This window comes from Streptomyces sp. LBL (assembly GCF_029893585.1).
Taxonomy (GTDB): Bacteria; Actinomycetota; Actinomycetes; order Streptomycetales; family Streptomycetaceae; genus Streptomyces.
The window spans coordinates 126,202-149,794 of the sequence record NZ_JARXYX010000005.1; the positions used below are offsets into that span (position 1 = coordinate 126,202).

At 67.5% G+C, this 23,593-nt stretch carries 17 protein-coding genes; 7 read left to right on the forward strand and 10 right to left on the reverse strand.

Annotated features, from left to right (window positions below):
• Nucleotides 1–16 precede the first annotated feature (16 nt).
• On the reverse strand, nucleotides 17–325 hold the full coding sequence (gene rpsJ / locus M2271_RS07655; protein ID WP_003948644.1) for a 30S ribosomal protein S10: 309 nt from the start codon (nucleotides 323–325) through the stop codon (nucleotides 17–19).
• A gap of 1,185 nt (nucleotides 326–1,510) precedes the next feature.
• Here rpsJ and M2271_RS07660 point away from each other — a divergent pair.
• From M2271_RS07660 to M2271_RS07690, 7 genes are all read left to right on the forward strand, one after another.
• On the forward strand, nucleotides 1,511–3,193 hold the full coding sequence (locus M2271_RS07660; protein WP_280886346.1) for an IPT/TIG domain-containing protein: 1,683 nt from the start codon (nucleotides 1,511–1,513) through the stop codon (nucleotides 3,191–3,193).
• Between the two features lie 152 nt (nucleotides 3,194–3,345).
• A complete protein-coding gene (locus tag M2271_RS07665) occupies nucleotides 3,346–3,558 on the forward strand; it encodes a hypothetical protein (protein ID WP_280886347.1) in 213 nt (70 codons plus the stop codon).
• Between the two features lie 198 nt (nucleotides 3,559–3,756).
• Nucleotides 3,757–4,932 (forward strand): macrolide family glycosyltransferase, encoded by a 1,176-nt coding sequence (locus M2271_RS07670; RefSeq protein WP_280886348.1) that lies wholly within the window; start codon nucleotides 3,757–3,759, stop codon nucleotides 4,930–4,932.
• A 530-nt stretch (nucleotides 4,933–5,462) separates the two neighbouring features.
• Nucleotides 5,463–6,374, forward strand: a complete 912-nt coding sequence (locus M2271_RS07675) for an oxidoreductase (RefSeq protein WP_280886349.1) — start codon at nucleotides 5,463–5,465, stop codon at nucleotides 6,372–6,374.
• Between the two features lie 279 nt (nucleotides 6,375–6,653).
• Nucleotides 6,654–8,855 (forward strand): zinc ribbon domain-containing protein, encoded by a 2,202-nt coding sequence (locus tag M2271_RS07680; RefSeq protein WP_280886350.1) that lies wholly within the window; start codon nucleotides 6,654–6,656, stop codon nucleotides 8,853–8,855.
• Nucleotides 8,856–9,172: 317 nt separating this feature from the next.
• Nucleotides 9,173–9,709 (forward strand): hypothetical protein, encoded by a 537-nt coding sequence (locus M2271_RS07685; protein ID WP_280886351.1) that lies wholly within the window; start codon nucleotides 9,173–9,175, stop codon nucleotides 9,707–9,709.
• Nucleotides 9,710–10,015: 306 nt separating this feature from the next.
• Entirely contained in the window at nucleotides 10,016–11,188 is a 1,173-nt protein-coding gene (locus M2271_RS07690; protein ID WP_280886352.1) for a right-handed parallel beta-helix repeat-containing protein, read from the forward strand.
• A gap of 81 nt (nucleotides 11,189–11,269) precedes the next feature.
• On the opposite strand, the gene M2271_RS07695 is transcribed toward M2271_RS07690, so the two are convergent.
• The 9 genes from M2271_RS07695 to M2271_RS07735 all read right to left on the reverse strand — a co-directional run bounded on the left by M2271_RS07695 (nucleotide 11,270) and on the right by M2271_RS07735 (nucleotide 23,503).
• Nucleotides 11,270–11,563, reverse strand: coding sequence for a hypothetical protein (locus M2271_RS07695; RefSeq protein ID WP_280886353.1), 294 nt, complete (start codon nucleotides 11,561–11,563; stop codon nucleotides 11,270–11,272).
• A gap of 167 nt (nucleotides 11,564–11,730) precedes the next feature.
• Complete coding sequence (locus M2271_RS07700; protein ID WP_280886354.1) at nucleotides 11,731–12,081, reverse strand: hypothetical protein; 351 nt, start codon at nucleotides 12,079–12,081, stop codon at nucleotides 11,731–11,733.
• 171 nt (nucleotides 12,082–12,252) lie between these two features.
• Entirely contained in the window at nucleotides 12,253–13,473 is a 1,221-nt protein-coding gene (locus M2271_RS07705) for an acyltransferase (RefSeq protein WP_280886508.1), read from the reverse strand.
• Between the two features lie 423 nt (nucleotides 13,474–13,896).
• A complete protein-coding gene (gene tuf / locus M2271_RS07710; RefSeq protein ID WP_280886355.1) occupies nucleotides 13,897–15,090 on the reverse strand; it encodes an elongation factor Tu in 1,194 nt (397 codons plus the stop codon).
• A 157-nt stretch (nucleotides 15,091–15,247) separates the two neighbouring features.
• Nucleotides 15,248–17,374 carry an elongation factor G gene (gene fusA / locus M2271_RS07715; RefSeq protein WP_280886356.1) on the reverse strand — a complete coding sequence of 709 codons (2,127 nt, stop codon included), beginning with the start codon at nucleotides 17,372–17,374 and terminating at the stop codon, nucleotides 15,248–15,250.
• Between the two features lie 39 nt (nucleotides 17,375–17,413).
• Nucleotides 17,414–17,884: a 30S ribosomal protein S7 gene (gene rpsG, locus M2271_RS07720; RefSeq protein ID WP_081218873.1), complete on the reverse strand. Its 471-nt coding sequence runs from the start codon at nucleotides 17,882–17,884 to the stop codon at nucleotides 17,414–17,416.
• A 2-nt stretch (nucleotides 17,885–17,886) separates the two neighbouring features.
• Nucleotides 17,887–18,258 (reverse strand): 30S ribosomal protein S12, encoded by a 372-nt coding sequence (rpsL, locus tag M2271_RS07725; RefSeq protein ID WP_003948652.1) that lies wholly within the window; start codon nucleotides 18,256–18,258, stop codon nucleotides 17,887–17,889.
• A 370-nt stretch (nucleotides 18,259–18,628) separates the two neighbouring features.
• Nucleotides 18,629–19,090 carry a DUF1707 and DUF4190 domain-containing protein gene (locus tag M2271_RS07730; RefSeq protein WP_280886509.1) on the reverse strand — a complete coding sequence of 154 codons (462 nt, stop codon included), beginning with the start codon at nucleotides 19,088–19,090 and terminating at the stop codon, nucleotides 18,629–18,631.
• 513 nt (nucleotides 19,091–19,603) lie between these two features.
• On the reverse strand, nucleotides 19,604–23,503 hold the full coding sequence (locus M2271_RS07735; RefSeq protein ID WP_280886357.1) for a DNA-directed RNA polymerase subunit beta': 3,900 nt from the start codon (nucleotides 23,501–23,503) through the stop codon (nucleotides 19,604–19,606).
• Between the last annotated feature and the right edge of the window lie 90 nt (nucleotides 23,504–23,593).

A 23,593-nucleotide genomic window follows, 5' to 3' on the forward strand; every position in this document is an offset into this window, starting at 1 on the left:
CTCAGATCACCGGCCTTCAGAGCTTGATCTCGATGTCGACACCGGCCGGGAGGTCGAGTCGCATCAGAGAGTCAACGGTCTTGGGGGTCGGGTCGAGGATGTCGATCAGGCGCTTGTGCGTGCGCATCTCGAAGTGCTCGCGCGAGTCCTTGTACTTGTGCGGCGACTTGATGACGCAGTACACGTTCTTCTCAGTGGGCAGCGGCACCGGGCCCGCGACCGACGCACCAGTACGCGTCACCGTCTCGACGATCTTCTTCGCCGAGGAATCGATGACCTCGTGGTCGTAGGCCTTGAGCCGGATGCGGATCTTCTGTCCCGCCATGGCTACTAGTAGTCCTGTCTCTCGTTTAACGCTCTGGAACCCGATGTTCCGAACATTCACTCTCCGACCCACGCGGTCGGGTGTGTCGCGCTCTCACTGACACAGATGTCCCATCCCTGGAACATCCCGTCTGGGAAGCACGGCCCTTCCGGAACCGCAAGCCGGGGGTGAAAACCCACCGGGCGCCTGGCCGGCGCTGCACTGACACTTCCCGAAAGATTCCCGTACGTCCGCCCCAGCGCTGCCACCTGGCAGTTAGGGCGACGAGTACTGTGGGACTCGCTTCCGGTCCTCCCGGCGGGAGGCGCGCAGCATCAACACTCGACCGAGCAACTCCGCCAGTCTGCCACAGGGGGCGGGGGGCTGGCCAATCGGGGCGGAGACAATACCCCGGGGGTGACGTAGGTCAAACCTGCAGCCCGGAGGCGGGCGAGTGCGGCGGGTGCGGCCAGAAGGCCGTGGTCTGCCGGCGGCCGGCGATCACGGACGAAACAACCGGCCGACCACGGCCACGACGGCCAGAAGCACGTCGGTCCTGTCGGCACGCGGCCGGTCGAACCGCGCTTGCTTGCAGACTCGCCCCGACGACCGTTCCGCCAGGCAGTCGGCCCGTCGGTCTGCCGGTGACAGGCGTCGTGGTGGGGCGCCCGCCAGCGATTCCTGAATTGGCTGGGACACCGTGTCCGGATGCCATGCCCTGGCCCGGAGCGGTATTGCCGGAAGCCGGACCGGGAGTGTTCCGGCTTTGAGTCGGGCCGGCTCCCGATACGCCGCGGCCTGGCGTCAAGCCGGAAGCCCCTCCCCGGGCTGGGCAGGCACACGTCCGCCACAACTCGTCCTGCCCTGCCCTCTCGTAACGGAGGACATACGAGAAGCACCGCTGGAAAGCGGCGGAGTCGCGCCGCTCGTGAACGGCGCGCACCGGTGTCCGGACGTCATACCCATGCCCATACCCGCGTCATCGGTTACCTGATATCCGATCCAGTTCCCGCATGAAGTGAATATCAGTCAATCTGACATATCGCGCAAGAGTTAAATATCTCTCTTGAGGGGCATTTAGCTATTCAAGAGTGTGTATTTCGCCGGTGCCCGTCTGGGGCCGGTCGCCTGCTCGCTGTCGGCCCATGCGGTGGAGCAGACATTTCCGTGCGGGAGGAAATCCTTCCGCCTGTCTCAGGGAGTGTCATGTTCACCTTGACATCGCCATCGCCGCAGCCGGTCCAGGCGCGCGGTCTCGGCTTCAGTGCCGCGTTCGCGGCAGGGGCCTCCATTCCCGTGGGCGACACGCCCCAGGGAATCGCCCTCACACCCGATGGGGCCCGCGCGTATGTGGCCAACCGGGGCTCGAACACCGTCAGTGTGATCGACACCGCCGTCGACGCCGTCATCGCCACGATTCCCACAGGGGCCGGTCCCACCTTCGTGGCCACCAGTCCGGACGGTACCCGGGCGTATGTGACCATCAACGACGCCGGCCTCCTAGGCGTGATCGACACCGCCACGAACTCCATCGTCGCGAACGTCGCCGTAGGGGTCGGGGCGTCGGTGGTAGCCCTCGTTCCGGACGGCACCCGCGCCTACGTGACGGTGCAACTCACGGACACGGTGAGCGTGATCGACACCGCCACCAACACCGTCACCACCACCATCCCCGTGCCGGGAGGACCGATCGGCCTGGCCATCACCCCGGACGGGACACGCGCTTACGTCGCGTGTCTGTCCACGAACGCGGTCAGCGTGATCGACACCGCCACCAACGCCGTCACCGCCACGATCGGCGTCGGCATCGTTCCCATTCTGCTGACGGTCACCCCCGACGGGGCGCACGTCTACGTCGCGAACGTCGGCAACTCCTCCGTGAGCGTGATCGACACCACCACCGACACCGTCACCGCCACCGTCGGCGTCAGCGCCCAGCCGCGCTTCCCGTCGGTGAGCCCGGACGGCTCCCATGCCTACGTGCCAAACGCCTATCCGGACACGGTGAGTGTGATCGACACCGCCACGAACGCCGTCGTCGAGAACATCGACGTCGGAGACGGCCCCACCATCGTCGCGTTCACCCCCGACGGGACACACGCCTACGTGACCAACACCGACGCGGACACCGTCGGTGTCATGGCGACCACCGTGATCCCCGACCAGGGATCCACGGCCGGCGGCACCACCGTGACGCTCACCGGCCACCACCTGGCCAACGCCACCACCGTGCGCTTCGGCACCGCTCGGGCCGTCATCACCGCCAACACCGCGACCTCGCTGACCGTCACCGCCCCCGCGGGATCCGGTGCCGTCCCCGTGACGGTGACCACCGCAGGGGGCACCGGCACCCTCGGACAGTTCTACTACCGGCCGGTCCCCTCCCTGACGGATATCAGCCCCGCTGCAGGCCCCGTCGCCGGCAGCGACGACGAAATCGTCATCACCGGCCGCAACCTCGCCGGAGCCCTCGACGTGTACCTCGGGCTTACCCGGGCGGTCATCCAACAGGTCTCCGACACCCAGGTCACCGTCAGGGCCGCCACAGCCCCGGCACCGGGCCCCGTCGCGGTAACCGTCAGCACCCCCGGCGGCAGCGCCCACGGCCCGGTCTACACCTACCTCAGCGCGCCCACCGTCACCAGCGTCGATCCCGGCACGGGACCGGTCACGGGCGGCACCCAGGTGAACCTCACCGGCACCGGCCTCGGCGCCACCGACCAAGTCACCTTCAACGGCACCCCGGCAACCTTCGCCGTCATCTCCGACACCACCGTGACCGCGACCGCCCCGCCCGGCGGCGCTGAAGGCACCGTCAACGTCACCGTCACCGGCCCCGGCGGCACCGCCGGCGGATCATTCACCTACGTCTCCGAACCCGACGTCTGACCCACCGAGCGCGCCGACGCCTCCAAGGTCAACTGTCGGCGGCTCCTGGGCTCACAGCCGCGGAGCAGCTCCAGGTACACGACCACGTTTTGCCGTCGCCTCCTTGGGACGGCAGGACGTGTGCCTGCCAGCCCGGCAAGACGGCAAGACCGGTGCTCCGGGATGCCGAATACCAGCTCGGACATGTGCCTGAGGAGCCCGTCGAGGAGTGGACCTCCATCGTCACCGACGCCCACAGGGAACGCTTTTACAAGGAAGTCACCCGCGACGAGGCTGAGGTCGAGGTCGAGGTCGAGGTCGCTATGGCCCGGACCCGCGCCGAGGCCGCAAAACCGCGTCTCCATAAGGCAGTCGACGGTAATTGAGGTGCGCTGAAGTCAGAGGGCGGGCTACGGTCGCGGGCATGTTCATCCTCCGCCAGATCTACGGCTGACACGGTCGGGGCAGCGCCCCGTCTCCCTTCCGCATGCCCATGTGCGCGCCTGCATCCGAGGCTCTCGGAGAGGCCGGCGCGCGGGTTTGCCGTGTCCCGTCCGCCGTAGACCTGAAGTGAGTGATCATCCATGTCCCGTCGCCGTGCCCACATCGCGATGGTCGGCATCCCCGCCGTCAGCCACGTCCTGCCCAGCCTTGAGATCATCCGCGAGCTGGTGGCCCGCGGCCACCGCGTGACCTACGCCAACGACCCCGCGGTGGCCGACCTGATCACGGCCACCGGTGCCGAACTGGTTCCCAGCACCTCCGTGCTGCCGGTCGCCGACAACAACTGGCCCGACGATCCCATCGCCGCAATGGGCCTCTTCCTCGACGACGCCGTCCAAGCACTGCCCCAGCTGCGCGCCGCCTACGACCCCGACCCGGCGGACCTGTACCTGTACGACATCGGCGCCTACGCCGCGCGCGCCCTCGCCGAATCACAGGACCGGCCACTCGTGCAGCTGTCCCCGACTTTCGTGGCCTGGGACGGCTACGTCCAGGACGTCGCCGCACACCTGCGGCACCTGCCGGGCGCCGACGCCTACCGGGCGAGGTTCGCGCACTGGCTCGCCGGATGCGGGGCGTCCACCACCGACGTGGACGCCTTCTCCGGTCCTCCCGCGCGGGCCCTGGCGCTGATCCCCCAGGCGATGCAACCGCACGCCGACCAGGTCGACACCGACACGGTGACCTTCGTCGGGCCCTGCTTCGACCCACAGGCGGGCGGTGACGGCTGGACGCGGCCGGCGGATGCGGAGAACGTGCTGCTGATCTCCCTGGGCTCGGCGTACACCCGTCAACCGGAGTTCTACCGCCGGTGCCTGGCGGCCTACGGCAACCTGCCCGGCTGGCACGTCGTCCTCCAGATCGGCAAGTACACCGACCCGCGGGAACTCGGCGACGTCCCGCCCAACATCGAGGTGCACTCCTGGGTCCCACAGCGGGCGATCCTGGAGCGGGCGGACGCCTTCGTCACCCACGCCGGCATGGGCGGCTGTGGCGAAGGACTGCTGGCAGGTGTCCCGATGATCGCCGTGCCACAGGCCGTCGACCAGTTCATGAACGCCGACCGGCTCGTGGACCTGGGCGTGGCCCGCCGTATCGACACCCCGGATGCCACCGCCGAGGCCCTACGAGCGGCCCTGAACGATCTGGTCACCGACGCGGAGGTCGCCCGCCGCTCGGCACTGCTGCGCTCCGGCGCGCAGGCCGAGGGCGGCACCCCGCGCGCCGCCGACCTCATCGAGAACATGCTGGCCTGAGCCTGGCCCGCCACAACCGGGGTCATGAGCATCGGCAGACTCGCGTCGGCCTCACCGAGGTGGGTGAGGCCGGGGTGCCGCCACTCGTGCAGATCCCAGCCAGCGCCCAGTCCGCGTGCCCAGCCCGCGCCCAGCCCGTGCCCGGCACGCGCCCGGCCCCGTGTGCCCTCCCGTGCCCGGCACGCCACCAAGGGCCGTGTGGGCGTTGGGCGTTGGGCGTTGGGCGTTGGGCGTTGGGCGTCGAGCGGGGCGCGTGTCCGCCCGTACGACGGGCGCACTCCTGTCGCGGCTCGCGGCGTTCGCATACGTTCCAACGCACCACCGCACCCACTCGTTCCAATACTCCGCGTGACTTTTCCCGCTCGCTCCATGCCTACTTTTCATGGTGATCGCGACCCCATACTCCGAGGTCGGCAGTGGCGGCGAACTGCGGTAAACCCTTGTCAGTGCCGGGTCAGGGGCGCTCGCCCGCAACCCAGGAATCAGTGCGCCCTTCCGGGCGCTCCAAGATCGTAAGGAAGGCCTCAATCATGCTCTCGGAGACGATCACCGCGGCGGCCGCGGGCACCTGGAAGCTCGGCGACCGGGAAGTCAACCGTCTCGGTTTCGGCACGATGCGCCTGACGGGCAACGGCATGAGAGGGAATTCTGACGGTGCCCCGATCGACCGCGACCTTGCGATCAGACTCCTGCGCCGCGCGGTCGACCTCGGCGTGAACCACTTGGACACCGCCGCGTTCTACTTCTCCCCATTGCGCTCCGCCAACGAGCTGATCAACCGGGCGCTGGCCCCATACCCCGATGACCTGGTCATCGTCACCAAGGTCGGCCCGGGGCGAGGACCCTCGGGTGAGTGGCTGCCCCCGGCCACGCCCGAGCAACTGCGCGGCCAGGTCGAGGAGAACCTTCGCCAACTCGGCCGTGACCACCTCGACGTCGTCAACCTGCGCAGGACGAACCAGGACTCGATCGCCGAGCACTTCGGCGCCCTGGCCGAGTTGCGCGACGCCGGCCTCATCCGTCACCTGGGCATTTCCAGCGTCAAACCCGAACACCTCGCTGAAGCCCAGAACATCGCGCCGGTGGTCTGCGTGCAGAACACGTACGGTCTCGATCGCCGACTCGCGGACGCCAACGGTCTCCTGGACAGCTGCGGAGAGCAGGGCATCGCGTTCGTCCCGTACTTCGCGATCTCCGGCGACCGGGGCGAGGCGGGTGCGAGCGAGACACACGAGGACGAAGTGCTCGCCGTCGCGCGGGCACACGGTGCGACGCCCGCGCAGGTCCGGCTGGCCTGGACTTTGCACCGTGGACCACATGTGCTGGCCATCCCGGGCACCGGCAACCCTGACCACTTGATCGAGAACGTCACCGGCGGCGCGTTGCGGCTCTCGCAGGACGAACTGACCCGACTGCGGTCCCTCCACCAGAGGAGAGCGTGAGCCAGGGTCCTCAACTGTTGGTTGTTTAGCTTAAGCAGGCTGGTTGATGCTGCTCCGTGTCATCGGTGCGGTTCCTCAGGATCTGTTGATCCTTTCATCCTCATAAGATGCCTTTTGTGCAGGTCAGCGGAATGTGGTGTTCCTCGATCCGTTGCGCCGACGCCGACGCCGACGATCGTGGTCGTCCCGCTCTGCCCCTCCGGCCTTCCCGCACCCGCAGGGTGCGGGAAAGCCGTGTCCTTGTGTGATGGTCAGTCGTTAGGCCGATCGGAGGCGGGGATGCGGCCGCTGCTGAAGGTGGCCGGACACGTGCGGGAGAGTGAGGTGGTGGGCATGGCCAAGCTGATGGCGACGGCCACGTGCACCGCCTTCGCCGGTGTGCTGGAGGCAACCGGTGAGCGGATCGGGCAGCGGGGCTTGCTGGAACGGGTGGGTTTCCTCGCCGAGTTGAGCCGGACACTGACCGGTGCTCTGGTGGCCGCCCGGTGGGACGAGAACTCCTTCGACGTGCTGGCCGCCGGGGTGGACGAGCGGGGTGAAGTCCTGCCGTCCAAGGGGTGGATGGCGCTGCGCCGCCTGAACTGGCCGAAGGCTGTCCCGCCGCCGGCGGGGGTGTATGTGTCGGACCGGGTGCGCCGGGGTGTGGAGGAGTACGCGGCCCGCACCCTGCGCCTGGCCCTGCACCGCCGCAATATAGTGGCCGCGGTCCTCGCCACCTGGCCCGCCGATCCGAGCCGCCGCACCGAGGCTGAGTGGACGGCGTTGCGGGCGCTGCTGCCCGCTGGGGTGAGTGGTGCGGAGATCCGCAACCGCACCCGGCAGATCCGCGCGTATGCGGCCGAGCACGGGCAGCTGCCCGCCGGCCTGTGCGTCCTGGAGGGCCCGCCGCAGGTGCCCCCGCTGGTGTTGCTGGCCGCGATGGACCGCCAGCAGGTCACCCTGGCCCGGGTGGACGCGGCCACCGCCCGGCTCCGGGTCAAACTCCCCCTGTGCGCGGCCCCGGCCACGGGCCGTGACTGGGCCTGGCACGTGATCGACATCCGCCTGCCCGCCACCGTCACACCGGATGCCGTGCTGCACACCCCCACCCTGCGCCCCACCCGCACGGGCCGGATCGCCCTCGACCTGCCCCACTCCCGGCCCGCCCCAGCCACCAAAGCAACCGGTCACACTCTGACACTCGGCTTCGACTGGGGCGTCAACACCCTGCTCACCGGCGTCCTGGGCCGCCTGACCGGCCAGAGCCCGGCCCAGCGGGTGGTCACCGACGGGCGTCCCCTGGTCTTCGACGCCACCACGGTGAGCGCCGCCCTGCACCGGCTGCGCGGCGTGCGCGAAACCCTTGCCGCCAAGCGCGATCACTACCGGGCACTCGCGGACGGGCTGGGCTCCCCGCACCTGGCCTGGGGCGAACATCTCGACCGGGCGCGGGTGCTGGAGGTCGAGCACGGGCGGGTGTGTGCGCGGATCCGGCAGCTGAATGCCGCGCTGGCCTGGGCGGCGGCCCGCTGGGCCGTCGATCAGGCCGTGGCGCTCGGCGCGAGCGTCATCTACCTGGAAGACCTGACCACCCTGGAAGCCCGCGGTCACCTAAGCGGCAACGCCCGCCTGTCCGGACAGGTCCGCGGCACCGTCGCCGAAGCGATCCGCCACCTGGCTACGAAGGCCCAGGTCGCGGTGGTCACCGTCCCGGCCCGGGGCACCTCCAGACTGTGCCCCGGATGCCTCGCAACGCTCACCCACCATCCGGCCCCCGACCGGCTGTCCGAGCGCGGCTGGAAGTGGGCACACTGCACGGGCTGCGGGCTGTCCATGGACCGTGATCATGCCGCCGCCCGCCGGATCGTCTCCCGCGGCCTGCTCGCACAAACCCACACCACCACCGACCGCGCCACCCACGCCCGCACCATCCACACCACCATCGAAGGCACCGTGCGGTTGGTGAGGCGTGCGAAGAAGACCACCCGCCGCCTGCGCCGCCAACGCCGCACAGAGCACACCCCGCCCCGGCCGCGCGGACCCAAGACCACCCCGGGCAAGGGACACCCCACCCCCGGCAGGCCCGCCGCCCCTCGTGGCCGAGGTACTCGGCGCGCCGCCGAACAGGCCCCCGGACAGAAGACTTCCCGCCGTATGCCCGATGTGCGTACGGTCCCCGCCACCACCCCCACCACGGGGGCAGTCCAGCGTCCGGCGGGGCATGACACCACGACACCAGCCCCCGTTTCCGGGCCGGCGTCAGGTCATGGAGTACCCGCACCCCACCGGCCCGAAGAAGACCTTCTTCGATCCAGCCGGGTGCGGCTCTCACACAGAACCTGTCGCCGGCGCACCCGCGCCGCCGAGCGGACCGGCTTCCACCACCTGCACGCCACCGCAGTCCACCCCCTCACCCCGAGGTTCGGACCACCGGACAGCGACCGCACACCGCCACGCCGCGCCCGAAAAGCCTGGAAACCACAGGCACACACAGAGTTCTAGAGACGCTTCGTCAGGTTCACGGGAGGGCGAGGGTGAGGCACAAGAGCCGGAGTACGGCATGAAGAAGCTGAAGAGGCTGCGGCTTCCTCGGCCTGCTTCCACCGGACCCCTCCCGCCCCGCCGCCACCGTGGCGCGCATACGTACCTCACGCATACGAGACGTCACCAGTGGGACTGCTTCACACGGCCCCTGAGCCGACGCGTCGTCAGCCGGCCAGGCACAACAATCAGGTGAGCAGCGCGTGGCGTCGTGTTCCTCGACGCCACGCGGGTGAGCATGTGCGGACCCAGCCCTCTTCCCGCACCGAGGCGATCCGATGCCCGACCGCGCCGACCCTGTCCGCCCCGAGAGTGTCGTACCAAAGTGGGCCTCACGGCACCGACCGCCGGAGCAGCCGCTGTTCAGCGGCGTCTACGGACTGGTGCTGGCCAGCGCCCTCGCGGCCGCGCTGGACGCGACGGGCGAGAAGGCCGAGCCCGGTCCGGACGCGCTGTGGGTCCTGCTCACCGCGCTGGCGTCGGCCGCCGCCCATGGGTACGCGCACGTCATCGCCCAGCGTGCGTCCGTCGACAGGGCAGCCACCACGAGCAGACGGCAGTTGGTGCTCGCCGAATGGCCACTGGTCGCCGCCGTGCTGCCCACGGTGGGGCTACTGCTTGCCGCGGTAGCCGGCTGGTGGGCAGAGGCCACGGCTGTGGAGGCGGCCCTGCTGTTCAACACCGTCGCCTTGTTCGGCTGGGGCGCCTGGGCCGCCCGCATCGCCGGGCATGGATGGCCGTCCTCGTGCCGGGCGGGGGGCATGGACATGCTGATCGGTCTGGTGATCATTCTCGCGAATGCCCTGATCAAGTAGGCAGGCGCGGGAGGCGTACGAGTTCCGTTACGCCTCCCGTCCGGGTCCGGTAAGGATCCAGTACGGGTCCAGTACGGCGGCGCAATGCATCCCCGGTCGCGGTCGGCCGTGCACAGCGCGCCCTGGACCTCCACGGTTCCAGGGAGTCTGCACCCGCCGTCCCACGTTCTCAAGTATGAACAAGAACCACGTACCCATCCCTTGACGCGTCCACGGCAAACACTTACGTTCTGCTATCGAGAACACGAGAAAGCGCTTTCTCTTGCACGGCACCCCAGGTCACGGACGAACCCGGAGGCACCCCCCATGCAAGTGAGACCCGTCATCGCATGTGTCAGCCTGCTGGCTGGCGCGCTCGTCGCGCTCTCCGGCACCCCCGCTCAGGCCGCGAGCACCACCCAGTACGTGTCGCCGAGCGGCACCGACAGCGCCGCCGGCACACAGTCGGCGCCCACCACGCTCGCCACGGCGATCAGCCGCATCGCCCCCGGCGGCACCATCTACCTGCGCGGCGGGACGTACAAATACTCGTCGACGATCACGATCCCGGCCGGCAGCAACGGCACCTCCAGCGCCCGCACCGCCCTGACCGCCTATCCCGGCGAGACCCCGGTGCTGAACTTCTCGGCCCAGAGCGAGAGTTCGTCGAACCGCGGTATCCAGCTGAACGCCGACTACTGGCGCTTATCCGGCCTCACCGTCGAGCGCGCCGGGGACAACGGGATCGCCGTCGGCGGCAGCAACAACGTCATCGAGCGCACGGTGACGAGGTACAACCGCGACACGGGACTGCAACTGGGCCGCATGTCGTCCAGCACCCCGAGTTCCCAGTGGCCGTCGAACAACCTGATCGTGAGCTCGGAGTCGCACGACAACGCCGACTCCGACGGCGAGGACGCCGACGGCTTCGCAGCGAAGCTCACCACCGGCACCGGGAACGTCTTCCGCTACGACGTCTCCCACAACAACATCGACGACGGCTGGGACCTGTACACCAAGACCGAGACAGGCGCCATCGGCCCGGTCACCATCGAGTACTCCCTCTCCTACACCAACGGCACTCTGAGCGACGGCACCGTGAACTCCAACGGCGACCGCAACGGCTACAAGCTCGGCGGCGACGACATCGCGGTCAACCACGTCGTACAGCACAGCATCGCCTACCGCAACGGCAAACACGGCTTCACGTACAACAGCAACCCCGGCAAGATGACGATCTCGAACAACGCGAGCGTCGACAACACCCAGCGCAACTTCTCGTTCGACGTCGGCACCCATGTGTACCGGAACAACACCTCGTGCCGGTTCAGCGTCAGCGGCTCGAACGACAAGACCGTCGGCGACACCGACAGCTCCAACCAGTTCTGGACCGGCACCAACGGATCGCGCTGCTCCTCCTACTCCGGCGCCCTGGGCTGGTCCTTCGCCTCGGACGGCCGCCTCGCCGTGAACTTCGGCGGCAAGGTCGTGACACCGTGACCTGACGCCACCGGCGCCAGTGCCGCCTGACGGCAGCGAAGGGGCCGTACGACTTCTTGGTCGTACGGCCCCTTCATGGGCTCAGCCGACTTGCGGGCTGCCATTCGGCAGGGCGTCCGCACTCTCGCAGTCCCAGACCTCACGAGCCCCGAGCCGGAGGGTTTCCGCCGCGAGGGAAGCCATGTTCTGGATGACGGCCCGGTCCGTCGTCTTCTCATAGGTCACGTCGACCTCTACGAGCGTCTTCTCTTCGTCATCCTTGGCGAAGCAATCGACGAAGAGGAAAGCTGTGTCCTCTTTATAGTACCCCTCGGCCTTACCAAGAGTGATCCGATTAACGCCCGCCTCCCTCGCTCCGCGCGCCGCATTCTCCATGCTGTAGTCCGACTGGAGATAAAAGGAATGGTCGACCGTTATCGACTTTCCCCCACCGTACAGTTTGCATGTACCGGGCTTTGTTTTGGAGGTAACGGCGTTCCGAGGATTGAAGACACCTGAATGTCATTCCGAGAATGGTTTGCCCTTTTTCGGCAGAAGTGCCTTCACGGTCGCTCCCGGAAGAGCCCCGTCGCATACTCGCGCAGGCACCGCGACGGCTGGTTCTCACGCTTGGCGGCTTCGTCCTGACTCGCCGCATTCACGTTGTCGTAGCCCGCTTCCTTGGCAGCCGTGTATGTGGCGTCATAGATCGCGTCGGCCGAATTCACCCTCTGTTCCTCCAGGAACAGGTCGCGGTCCTTCAGTGCTCCCGCACTGGAATCCCTGGTGAATTTGTCAACGACCGACTCCTGAATATCCTCCACCACCCAGCCGACCGCCTCAGCCACCGGAATCTTGCCCACACCCATACCAATGACGCGTCCGGCCCATTTGAGTGACGGAGTGACGGGCATGTACCTCTAAGGCGCCCCGTCGTGAGACCCGACGGACCACCCGCCACAGTCGCGACCACCGCGACAATTGTGGCCCCCCTGGCGGGTTGCGCGCTGAGACCGGGAGTCTGTGGCTCTCGGCTGTCGGCGAGCGCCGGGGGCAGACCGCCCCGAGGCACCTCGCCCCGTCGGTCAACCGGCCTGGCCCGCGTTCCGCATCCGCGTGAATGACGTGGCCAGCCCCCGCTTGAGCATCCCCGCCACCGGCCGCTCCACGAACCGGTGCACCAGCCAGCTCAGCACCAGGAACCCGGCCAGCACCACGACGATGAGAAGACGCGCGTCCATCGTGTCGCGGAGGCGGTTGATCATCGCCGTACCGGCCGCGTAGTGCATCAGGTACAGCGGATACGTCAGCGCGCCGGCCGTCACCAGCCACTTCCACCGGATCCGGTCCGTCGCGCCGAGGGCGATGGCCACCATGGCCAGCAGGAAGACCGTGAAGATCAGGACGCTCCCCCGCCACCCGGACACATGCTCGACCTCGTCGATCCGCTGCCCGAGTTCGTGTTGGCCCATCAACCAGGCCAGGGCGAGGATGCCCCACAGCAGCAGGTCCTGGCCGAAGCGGTGCATGAGGTAGAGGGCGAGGCCCGCGATGAAGTACCAGGCGCCGTCCGGATTGGCGACCAGCTCCAGCAGGGGGAACCCCGAGACCGGAGCGAGCATCGCGCCGGCGCCCCACACACAGCAGAAGACCACGACCTTGCGGTACGTCAGCCCGGTCATGACCACCAGCAGGAACAGCAGGTAGAAACGCAGCTCGGACCAGAGCGTCCAGTAGACGCCGTCGACGTTGGCCACGCTCGAACCGGACTGCAGCATCGTGAGGTTGAGCAGCACCTCGCGCGGGCGCAGGCGTTCCCACACTCCCGGGACGGCGACCAGCACGGCGGTCGTGAAGAGGACGGCGAACCAGTACGCCGGGTACAGCCGCATCACCCGGGAGACGAAGAACTGGCTCGGTGTACGCCCCCAGCAGGACATGCAGATCACGAAGCCGCTGATCACGAAGAAGATCTCGACGCCGATCCAGCCGTAGGAGGAGAACCGGAACACCGTGGGCATGATGTCGGACACTCGCCGGTCCCAGATGGCGTTGCCCGGCTGGTTGACGCGGTTGGTGCCGGCGTAGTGGTGCATGGCGACCATCAGGGCGGCCAGCAGCCGGATGCCGTCGATGGCGTACAGCCGACGGCCCACGCGCTCCCGTACGACGGCGTGGCGGCCCGTGCCGGCGGACTCTGGGGGCTGCCGCTGTCCGGGCACGGCGAGCGGAGGGAGCGGCTGCTGCAAGCCGCCGACAGCCCGCCGCGGTATGGACGCTCTGCTGTCCGCGCCGTGCATCGACACCTGTCCGTCCGTCCTCATAAGAGTGAATTCGGGGCCTGAGTGGCCACCGGGCGCCCCAGGCTACGGCCGCCCCAATCACCTCACAGCGAACAGACGAGAACATTCCGCCCCTCCGCACAGGGGAGTTGCCCGAACCATCGCCGACGCGTCTCGCAACGTTCCCTCACTCTTCGCTTGACACCCTTCACGCAAGGCTGAACACCGGCGCCCGCACGGTGAACGGGCCCACACGGCACCGGACATGAACCCGCGCGGCGAGCCGGCCCCACGGCACCGGAAAGAACCCGCACCGCGAACCGGCCGCCCAGCACCGGAAGGAAGTCGCGCGGAAACGAACCCGCACAGCGAAGAGGCCCGCACGACCGAAGTCGTACGGGCCCCTTCAGGTGCTCGCGCTGGAGCTACCAGGTCAAGCCAACAAGGTTACTTGTTGATCTTGGTGACCTGGCCGGCGCCGACCGTCCGGCCACCCTCACGGATGGCGAACTTCAGGCCCTCTTCCATGGCGATGGGCTGGATGAGCTCCACCTTCATCTCGGTGTTGTCACCCGGCATGACCATCTCGGTGCCCTCGGGGAGGGTCACGACGCCGGTCACGTCCGTCGTACGGAAGTAGAACTGCGGACGGTAGTTGTTGAAGAACGGCGTGTGGCGGCCACCCTCGTCCTTGGAGAGGATGTAGGCCTGCGCCTCGAACTCGGTGTGCGGGGTGACCGAGCCCGGCTTGATGATGACCTGGCCGCGCTCGACGTCCTCGCGCTTGATGCCACGAAGCAGCAGACCGACGTTCTCACCGGCCTGGCCCTCATCGAGCAGCTTGCGGAACATCTCGATACCGGTGACCGTGGTGGTGGTCTTGTCCTGCTTGATGCCGATGATGTCAACGGTCTCGTTGACCTTCAGGACACCACGCTCGATACGGCCGGTGACGACCGTACCGCGACCGGTGATCGTGAAGACGTCCTCGATGGGCATGAGGAACGGCTTGTCGACGTCGCGCTCGGGGGTCGGGATCGACTCGTCGACGGCGGCCATCAGGTCCAGGACCGACTGGCCCCACTCCTTGTCGCCCTCGAGCGCCTTGAGCGCCGAGACCTTGACGACCGGCAGGTCGTCGCCCGGGAACTCGTACTCGGAGAGCAGCTCACGGACCTCGAGCTCGACGAGCTCCAGGATCTCCTCGTCGTCCACCATGTCGGCCTTGTTCAGGGCGACGACGATGTACGGAACGCCGACCTGGCGGGCCAGGAGCACGTGCTCCTTGGTCTGCGGCATCGGGCCGTCCGTGGCGGCGACCACGAGGATGGCGCCGTCCATCTGCGCCGCACCCGTGATCATGTTCTTGATGTAGTCCGCGTGACCGGGGCAGTCGACGTGGGCGTAGTGACGGGTCTCCGTCTGGTACTCGACGTGCGCGATGGAGATGGTGATACCGCGCTGGCGCTCTTCAGGAGCCTTGTCGATCTGGTCGAAGGCCGAGGCCTCGTTCAGGTCCGGGTACGCGTCGTGCAGCACCTTGGTAATGGCGGCCGTGAGGGTCGTCTTACCGTGGTCGATGTGACCGATGGTGCCGATGTTGACGTGCGGCTTAGTCCGCTCGAACTTCGCCTTCGCCACTGGGGTCCTCCTGGGAGTGGTTCTGGTACGCCTTACTTCATCGGCGCCAGGTGATCTTTGCTGGATGGCCCGGATCCCCGGGGCATTCCTTCCGCGCGTGCGGTGAAATGCCCCACGAGGCTCCGGAGTCAAGCCTACGGCGTGTGAACGCTGTGCGTTACTCGCCCTTGGCCTTCGCGATGATCTCCTCGGCGACGTTCCGCGGAACCTCGGCGTAGGAGTCGAACTGCATCGAGTAGCTTGCGCGACCCGAAGTCTTGCTGCGGAGGTCTCCGACGTAGCCGAACATCTCCGAGAGGGGCACGAGGCCCTTCACGACGCGGGCACCGGCCCGCTCCTCCATGGCCTGGATCTGACCACGGCGGGAGTTGATGTCGCCGATGACCTCACCCATGTAGTCCTCGGGCGTGGTGACCTCGACGGCCATCATCGGCTCAAGAAGCACGGGGCTCGCCTTGCGCGCGGCCTCCTTGAAGGCCTGCGAACCGGCGATCTTGAACGCGAGTTCGGAGGAGTCGACCTCGTGGTAGGCACCGTCGAGGAGCGTGACGCGCACGCCCGTCATCTCGTACCCGGCGAGGATGCCGAACTGCATGGCCTCCTGCGCACCGGCGTCCACCGACGGGATGTACTCCCGCGGGATACGGCCACCGGTGACCTTGTTCACGAACTCGTACGACGCGTCGCCGTCCACGATGGGCTCGATCGCGATCTGCACCTTGGCGAACTGACCGGTACCACCGGTCTGCTTCTTGTGGGTGTAGTCCACGCGCTCGACGGCCTTGCGGATCGTCTCACGGTACGCGACCTGCGGCTTACCGACGTTGGCTTCGACCTTGAACTCACGGCGCATACGGTCGACCAGCACCTCGAGGTGCAGCTCGCCCATACCACCGATGATGGTCTGGCCGGTCTCCTCGTCCGAGTGAACCTGGAAGGACGGGTCCTCCTCGGCCAGGCGCTGGATCGCGACGCCCAGCTTCTCCTGGTCACCCTTGGACTTGGGCTCGATGGCGACCTGAATGACCGGCGCCGGGAAGTCCATGGACTCCAGGATGACCGGGTTCTTGTCGTCGGACAGCGTCTCACCGGTGGTGGTCTGCTTCAGGCCCATCACGGCGACGATGTCGCCGGCGCCCACCGACTCGATCTCCTCACGCTTGTTCGCGTGCATGCGGTAGATCTTGCCGATGCGCTCCTTCTTGCCCTTGACGGAGTTCAGCACGGCAGTGCCGGACACCAGGCGGCCCGAGTAGACCCGGACGAAGGTGAGCTTGCCCAGGTGCGGGTCGCTCATGATCTTGAACGCGAGCGCCGACAGCGGTTCGTCGTCGGACGGCTTGCGCTTGACGACCAGCTCCGGGTCCTTGACGTCGTGGCCCTCGATGGCCTCGACGTCCAGGGGGGAGGGAAGGTAGCGCACGACCGCGTCGAGCAGGGGCTGAACGCCCTTGTTCTTGAACGCGGTGCCACAGAACACCGGGGTGACCGTGACGTCGCTGGACTTGCCGGACGCGATGGTGATGCGACGGATCGCGGCGTACAGCTGCTCCACGGAAGGCTCCTGGCCCTCCAGGTACAGCTCCATGATCTCGTCGTCGTTCTCGGCGACGGTCTCGACGAGCTTGCCGCGGTACTCCTCGGCAGCCTCGGTGTGGGTGGCCGGGATGTCGACGACGTCGTACATCTCGCCCTTCTCCGCCTCGGCGGACCACACGAAGGCCTTCATCGTGACCAGGTCGACGACGCCCTTGAAGTCGGCCTCGGCACCGATCGGGAGCTGCATCACGATCGGCGTCGCACCCAGGCGGTTACTGATCATGTCGACGCAGCGGTGGAACTCGGCACCGGTCCGGTCGAGCTTGTTGACGAAGCAGATACGCGGGACGCCGTAGCGGTCCGCCTGCCGCCACACGGTCTCGGACTGGGGCTCGACACCGGCGACGCCGTCGAACACCGTCACGGCACCGTCGAGCACGCGAAGCGAACGCTCCACCTCGACGGTGAAGTCGACGTGGCCCGGGGTGTCGATGATGTTGATGGTGTGGTCGACGTCGGCCAGCGGCCAGTGACAGGTGGTGGCAGCAGAGGTGATCGTGATGCCACGCTCCTGCTCCTGCTCCATCCAGTCCATGGTGGCGGCGCCGTCGTGGACCTCACCGATCTTGTAAGACACACCGGTGTAGAACAGGATCCGCTCGGTGGTGGTCGTCTTGCCCGCGTCGATGTGGGCCATGATCCCGATGTTGCGGACCTTGGCCAGGTCAAGTGAAGTGGTAGCCATAAGGCTTCGGTCTTCTCTCGGTCTCGTCGTGGGTAGCGACTACCAGCGGTAGTGCGCGAAGGCCTTGTTGGACTCGGCCATCTTGTGGGTGTCCTCGCGCTTCTTCACAGCGGCACCAAGGCCGTTGGAGGCGTCGAGAAGTTCGTTGAGCAGACGCTCGGTCATGGTCTTCTCGCGACGGGCGCGGGAGTAACCGACCAGCCAGCGCAGCGCAAGGGTGCTGGCGCGGCCGGGCTTGACCTCGATCGGCACCTGGTAGGTCGCGCCACCGACACGGCGGGACTTGACCTCGAGGGTCGGCTTGATGTTCTCGAGAGCGCGCTTCAGCGTGATGACCGGGTCGTTGCCGGTCTTCTCGCGCAGGCCCTCCATGGCGCCGTAGACGATGCGCTCGGCGGTGGAGCGCTTGCCGTTCAGCAGCACCTTGTTGATGAGCGACGTGACAAGAGGAGAACCGTAGACCGGGTCGATGATGACCGGGCGCTTCGGGGCGGGGCCCTTACGAGGCATTCTTACTTCTCCTTCTTGGCGCCGTAGCGGCTGCGGGCCTGCTTGCGGTTCTTGACACCCTGGGTGTCGAGGGAACCGCGGATGATCTTGTAGCGAACACCGGGCAGGTCCTTCACACGGCCACCACGCACGAGCACGATGGAGTGCTCCTGCAGGTTGTGTCCCTCACCCGGAATGTAAGCAGTGACCTCGATCCCGCTGGTCAGACGCACACGCGCGACCTTACGCAGGGCCGAGTTCGGCTTCTTCGGGGTGGTCGTGAACACACGCGTGCAGACGCCGCGACGCTGAGGGGAACCCTCGAGTGCGGGCGTCTTGTTCTTCTCGACCTTGTCCTGCCGGCCCTTTCGGACCAGCTGCTGGATCGTAGGCACTACTTCTCCGGTTTCTGTGTGCCGAATGGTAAAGCTAACCTGGAACGTCGCCGACCCACGCGGTCGGGTGTGTCGAATCCGGCAGACTCCCGCCGCGAGGCGGAAAGGGCGCAGATCACGGTGGCCAGTTGACGGCTCGCCATGCGGTTGAAGGCACGCACGAGAGCCAGGGCACACCCCAGGCACAAGGTATGAGCGTACCTACCTCATTCGCTGCGGTCAAAACAAATGGACGCCACTCGCACCACCTGGCAGAACATGTCAAGCCCCCGCACCGTGGATGATCTTCGAATTCGCAGCCGGCGCGGGCCGTGACACCTCGTGAGGCGCCTCCCGGCCGAGACCGAACCCGTCTTCGGCCCCGCCTCCGTCATCCGGTCGCGAGCCCCACGAGGACCAGCAGTGTCAGTACGAGCGCCCAGCAAGCCGTGGACAGCCAGCCGAGGACCAGCCCGGTGATCGCGAGCCCGTCACCGCCCTCCCCGCCGCGCTGGATCTCCCTACGCGCCACATGCCCGAGGACCACCGCCGGAACCCCGGTGAGTCCGAAGGTGGGCACGCACAGCAGCCCGCACACGGCAGCCGCCACGGCCTTCCCGTTCGTCCGCGGCCGCGGCGCGGGCAGAAAGGTCCCCGGCACACCCACGACGGCCGGCTGCGGTACGGGCCCCGCGGGCAGGTCGGCCACCAGCAGGGCCAGCTCCCCCACCGTCCGCGCCGTGTAGGCCCGCGCCACCCGCTGGTCGAACTCCGTCTTCTCCAGCCGCCCCTCGCCGTACCCCGCTCTGAGCACGTCGACGGCCCGCTCCCGGTCCGCGTGCGAGGCGAGCAGGGGCGAGGCGCCGTGGCCCTGCCAGGACGTACTGGGGCCCTGCCAGGGCGTGCTGTGGCCCTGCCAGGGCGTGCCGTGGCCCTGCTGCCAGGGCTGCGCGACACCCCCGCCCCGCCAGGGCCGCGGGACACCCTCACCGGCGCTCCCACTCAGCTCCTGCCCCTGGTCCTGCCTCGACCGTGACACGCCCTCGGCGTTGTCCTTGTCCTTGCCCTTGTCCTGCCACGGCTGCCACGACGGGTACGACACGGGGAGCACCTCCCGGACGGCGAGATGTCCCCATGATGCGCCCACTCCCCTGCGCGGTGACCGTATGGCGCGAACTGCGGCCACAGATGTCCGGATAGCACACCTTTTACGCCCCTTCCGCGCCCCAGCGCGACGGCCCCACGACCCACGACCCACGACCCACGGCCGCCGAATACGCCGAAGGGCGGCCACCTCGAAAGGTGACCGCCCTCCACTTGCTCAAGCGGCTCGTGCTCAAGCGCTCAAGCGCTCGAAGCGACTCGCTTACTGGTTGTACGGACCGTAGTCGTAGTCCTCCAGCGGCACGGCCTGGCCGGAGCCCGTGCCGAACGGCGAGTAGTCGATGTCGTCGTAGCCGACGGCCGAGTACATCGCGGCCTTGGCCTCCTCGGTCGGCTCGACCCGGATGTTGCGGTAGCGGGACAGGCCCGTACCAGCCGGGATGAGCTTACCGATGATGACGTTCTCCTTGAGGCCGATCAGGGAGTCGGACTTGGCGTTGATCGCCGCGTCCGTCAGAACCCTGGTCGTCTCCTGGAAGGACGCCGCCGACAGCCAGGACTCCGTGGCCAGCGAGGCCTTGGTGATGCCCATGAGCTGCGGACGACCGGAGGCGGGGTGACCGCTCTCCTGGACCACACGACGGTTCTCCTGCTCGAAGCGGGAGCGCTCGACCAACTCGCCGGGCAGCAGCTCGGCGTCGCCGGACTCGATGATCGTCACGCGGCGCAGCATCTGCCGGATGATGATCTCGATGTGCTTGTCGTGGATCGACACACCCTGCGAGTTGTAGACCTTCTGGACCTCGCCGACCAGGTGGACCTGGACGGCCCGCTGACCCAGGATGCGCAGCACGTCGTGCGGGTTGGTGGCACCCACGGTGAGCTTCTGGCCCACCTCGACGTGCTCGCCCTCGCTGACCAGGAGTCGGGCGCGCTTCGAGATCGGGAACGGCGTCTCGTCGCTGCCGTCGTCCGGGGTGACGACGATCTTCTTGGTCTTCTCGGTCTCCTCGATCCGGATGCGGCCGGAGGCCTCGGAGATCGGGGCGACACCCTTCGGGGTACGGGCCTCGAAGAGCTCGACGACACGCGGCAGACCCTGCGTGATGTCGTCACCGGCCACACCACCGGTGTGGAAGGTACGCATCGTCAGCTGGGTACCGGGCTCACCGATGGACTGGGCGGCGATGATGCCGACCGCTTCACCGATGTCGACCAGCTTGCCGGTGGCCAGCGAGCGGCCGTAGCACATCGCGCAGGTGCCGACGGCGGACTCGCAGGTCAGGACCGAGCGGGTCTTGACCGTCTCGATGCCCGCGGCGACCAGCTGGTCGATGAGGACGTCACCGAGGTCGACGCCCGCCGGGGCGAGCACCTTGCCGTCGACGACGATGTCCTCGGCGAGGCAGCGCGCGTACACGCTGGTCTCGGCGTTGTCCGCCTTGCGCAGGACACCGTCGGCGCCCCGCTCGGCGAAGGCCAGCTTGAGGCCACGGTCGGTGCCACAGTCCTCCTCGCGGATGATGACGTCCTGCGAGACGTCCACCAGACGACGGGTCAGGTAACCCGAGTCGGCGGTACGCAGGGCGGTGTCCGCCAGACCCTTACGGGCACCGTGCGTGGAGATGAAGTACTCCAGGACGGACAGGCCCTCACGGAAGGACGCCTTGATCGGACGCGGGATCGTCTCGTTCTTCGCGTTCGACACCAGACCACGCATACCGGCGATCTGACGCATCTGCATCATGTTTCCGCGAGCACCCGAGTTGACCATCATCGAGACCGGGTTGGTCTTCGGGAAGTTCGCGTTCATCGCCTCGGCGACCTCGTTGGTCGCCTTGGTCCAGATCGCGATGAGCTCCTGCGTGCGCTCGTCCTTGGTGATCAGACCGCGCTCGTACTGCTTCTGGACCTTCTCGTCCAGGTCCTCGTAGCCCTTGACGATCGCGCGCTTCGCATCGGGAACGACGATGTCGGAGATGGCCACGGTGACGCCGGAACGGGTCGCCCAGTAGAAGCCGGCCGCCTTCAGGTTGTCGAGCGTCGCCGCCACGATGACCTTGGGGTAGCGCTCGGCGAGGTCGTTGACGATCTCGGAGAGCTGCTTCTTGCCGACCTCGTAGTCGACGAACGGGTAGTCCTCGGGCAGCAGCTCGTTGAAGAGCGCACGGCCCAGCGTGGTGTTCAGCCGGAAGGTGTCACCCTGCTGCCACTCCGGGTCCCCCTCCTCCTGAGCCGGCGGGGTCCAGCCGCGCGGCGGGATGGTGCCCACCGGGAAGCGGATGTCCACGCGCGACTGCAGCGAGAGGTCACCGGCGTCGAACGCCATGATCGCCTCGGCCGAGGAGCCGAAGGACCGGCCCTCGCCCTTGACGTCCCGCAGCTCGCCGTCGGTGGTGAGGAAGAACAGACCGAGGACCATGTCCTGGGTCGGCATCGTCACCGGACGGCCGTCGGCGGGCTTGAGGATGTTGTTCGAGGACAGCATCAGGATGCGGGCCTCGGCCTGCGCCTCCGCGGACAGCGGAAGGTGCACGGCCATCTGGTCACCGTCGAAGTCCGCGTTGAACGCGGTGCAGACGAGCGGGTGGATCTGGATGGCCTTGCCCTCGACCAGCTGCGGCTCGAATGCCTGGATGCCGAGGCGGTGCAGGGTGGGCGCACGGTTCAGCAGCACCGGGTGCTCGGCGATGACCTCTTCGAGGACGTCGTACACGACGGTGCGGCCACGCTCGACCATGCGCTTGGCCGACTTGATGTTCTGCGCGTGGTTCAGGTCGACCAGGCGCTTCATCACGAACGGCTTGAAGAGCTCCAGCGCCATCGCCTTCGGCAGACCGCACTGGTGCAGCTTCAGCTGCGGACCGACGACGATCACGGAACGCGCCGAGTAGTCGACTCGCTTGCCGAGCAGGTTCTGACGGAAGCGGCCCTGCTTGCCCTTGAGCATGTCGGAAAGCGACTTCAGCGGCCGGTTGCCGGGGCCCGTGACCGGGCGGCCACGACGACCGTTGTCGAACAGCGCGTCGACGGCCTCCTGAAGCATGCGCTTCTCGTTGTTCACGATGATCTCGGGCGCGCCGAGGTCGAGAAGCCGCTTCAGACGGTTGTTCCGGTTGATCACACGGCGGTACAGGTCGTTCAGGTCGGAGGTCGCGAAGCGGCCACCGTCCAGCTGCACCATCGGGCGAAGGTCCGGCGGGATGACCGGCACGCAGTCGAGGACCATGCCCTTGGGGCTGTTGGAGGTCTGCAGGAAGGCAGACACGACCTTCAGCCGCTTCAGCGCACGGGTCTTCTTCTGGCCCTTGCCGGTACGGATGATCTCGCGGAGGCGCTCGGCCTCCTCGTCGAGGTCGAAGGACTCCAGGCGCTTCTGCAGGGCAGCCGCACCCATGGAACCGTCGAAGTACGTGCCGAAGCGGTCACGCAGCTCGCGGTAGAGGAGCTCGTCGCCCTCCAGGTCCTGGACCTTGAGGTTCTTGAACCGGGCCCACACCTCGTCGAGACGGTCGATCTCGCGCTGCGCACGGTCACGCAGCTGCTTCATCTCACGCTCGGCACCTTCGCGCACCTTGCGGCGTACGTCGGCCTTGGCGCCCTCGGCCTCCAGCTCGGCCAGGTCGGTCTCGAGCTTCTTGGCGCGGGCCTCCAGGTCGGAGTCCCGGCGGTTCTCGATCTGCTGCCGCTCGACGGAGACGTGCGCCTCCAGGGAGGGCAGGTCACGGGTGCGGCGCTCCTCGTCGACGTACGTGATCATGTACGCCGCGAAGTAGATGACCTTCTCCAGGTCCTTCGGGGCGAGGTCGAGCAGGTAGCCCAGCCGCGACGGAACGCCCTTGAAGTACCAGATGTGGGTGACAGGAGCGGCCAGTTCGATGTGGCCCATCCGCTCACGGCGCACCTTGGCGCGAGTCACCTCGACGCCGCAGCGCTCACAGATGATGCCCTTGAACCGGACACGCTTGTACTTGCCGCAGTAGCACTCCCAGTCCCGGGTCGGACCGAAGATCTTCTCGCAGAAGAGTCCGTCCTTTTCGGGCTTGAGGGTGCGGTAGTTGATGGTCTCTGGCTTCTTGACCTCGCCGTGGCTCCACTGACGGATGTCGTCAGCGGTGGCCAGACCGATCCGGAGCTCATCGAAGAAGTTGACGTCGAGCACTATGCGTCAATCCCTCTCAGGGTTGTAAGTCATGGGGTCTGATACGGGGGTCCTGGGGCCGGAGGCCTTCATGACGAAGGCCTCCGGACT

Excerpts from the sequence above, each read along its gene's own strand:
- rpsJ (WP_003948644.1), bottom strand. The coding sequence starts at position 325 with ATGGCGGGACAGAAGATCCGCATCCGGCTCAAGGCCTACGACCACGAG.
- M2271_RS07660 (WP_280886346.1), top strand. The coding sequence starts at position 1,511 with ATGTTCACCTTGACATCGCCATCGCCGCAGCCGGTCCAGGCGCGCGGT.
- M2271_RS07670 (WP_280886348.1), top strand. The coding sequence starts at position 3,757 with ATGTCCCGTCGCCGTGCCCACATCGCGATGGTCGGCATCCCCGCCGTC.
- M2271_RS07675 (WP_280886349.1), top strand. The coding sequence starts at position 5,463 with ATGCTCTCGGAGACGATCACCGCGGCGGCCGCGGGCACCTGGAAGCTC.
- M2271_RS07680 (WP_280886350.1), top strand. The coding sequence starts at position 6,654 with ATGCGGCCGCTGCTGAAGGTGGCCGGACACGTGCGGGAGAGTGAGGTG.
- M2271_RS07685 (WP_280886351.1), top strand. The coding sequence starts at position 9,173 with ATGCCCGACCGCGCCGACCCTGTCCGCCCCGAGAGTGTCGTACCAAAG.
- M2271_RS07690 (WP_280886352.1), top strand. The coding sequence starts at position 10,016 with ATGCAAGTGAGACCCGTCATCGCATGTGTCAGCCTGCTGGCTGGCGCG.
- M2271_RS07695 (WP_280886353.1), bottom strand. The coding sequence starts at position 11,563 with ATGGAGAATGCGGCGCGCGGAGCGAGGGAGGCGGGCGTTAATCGGATC.
- M2271_RS07700 (WP_280886354.1), bottom strand. The coding sequence starts at position 12,081 with ATGCCCGTCACTCCGTCACTCAAATGGGCCGGACGCGTCATTGGTATG.
- fusA (WP_280886356.1), bottom strand. The coding sequence starts at position 17,374 with ATGGCTACCACTTCACTTGACCTGGCCAAGGTCCGCAACATCGGGATC.
- rpsG (WP_081218873.1), bottom strand. The coding sequence starts at position 17,884 with ATGCCTCGTAAGGGCCCCGCCCCGAAGCGCCCGGTCATCATCGACCCG.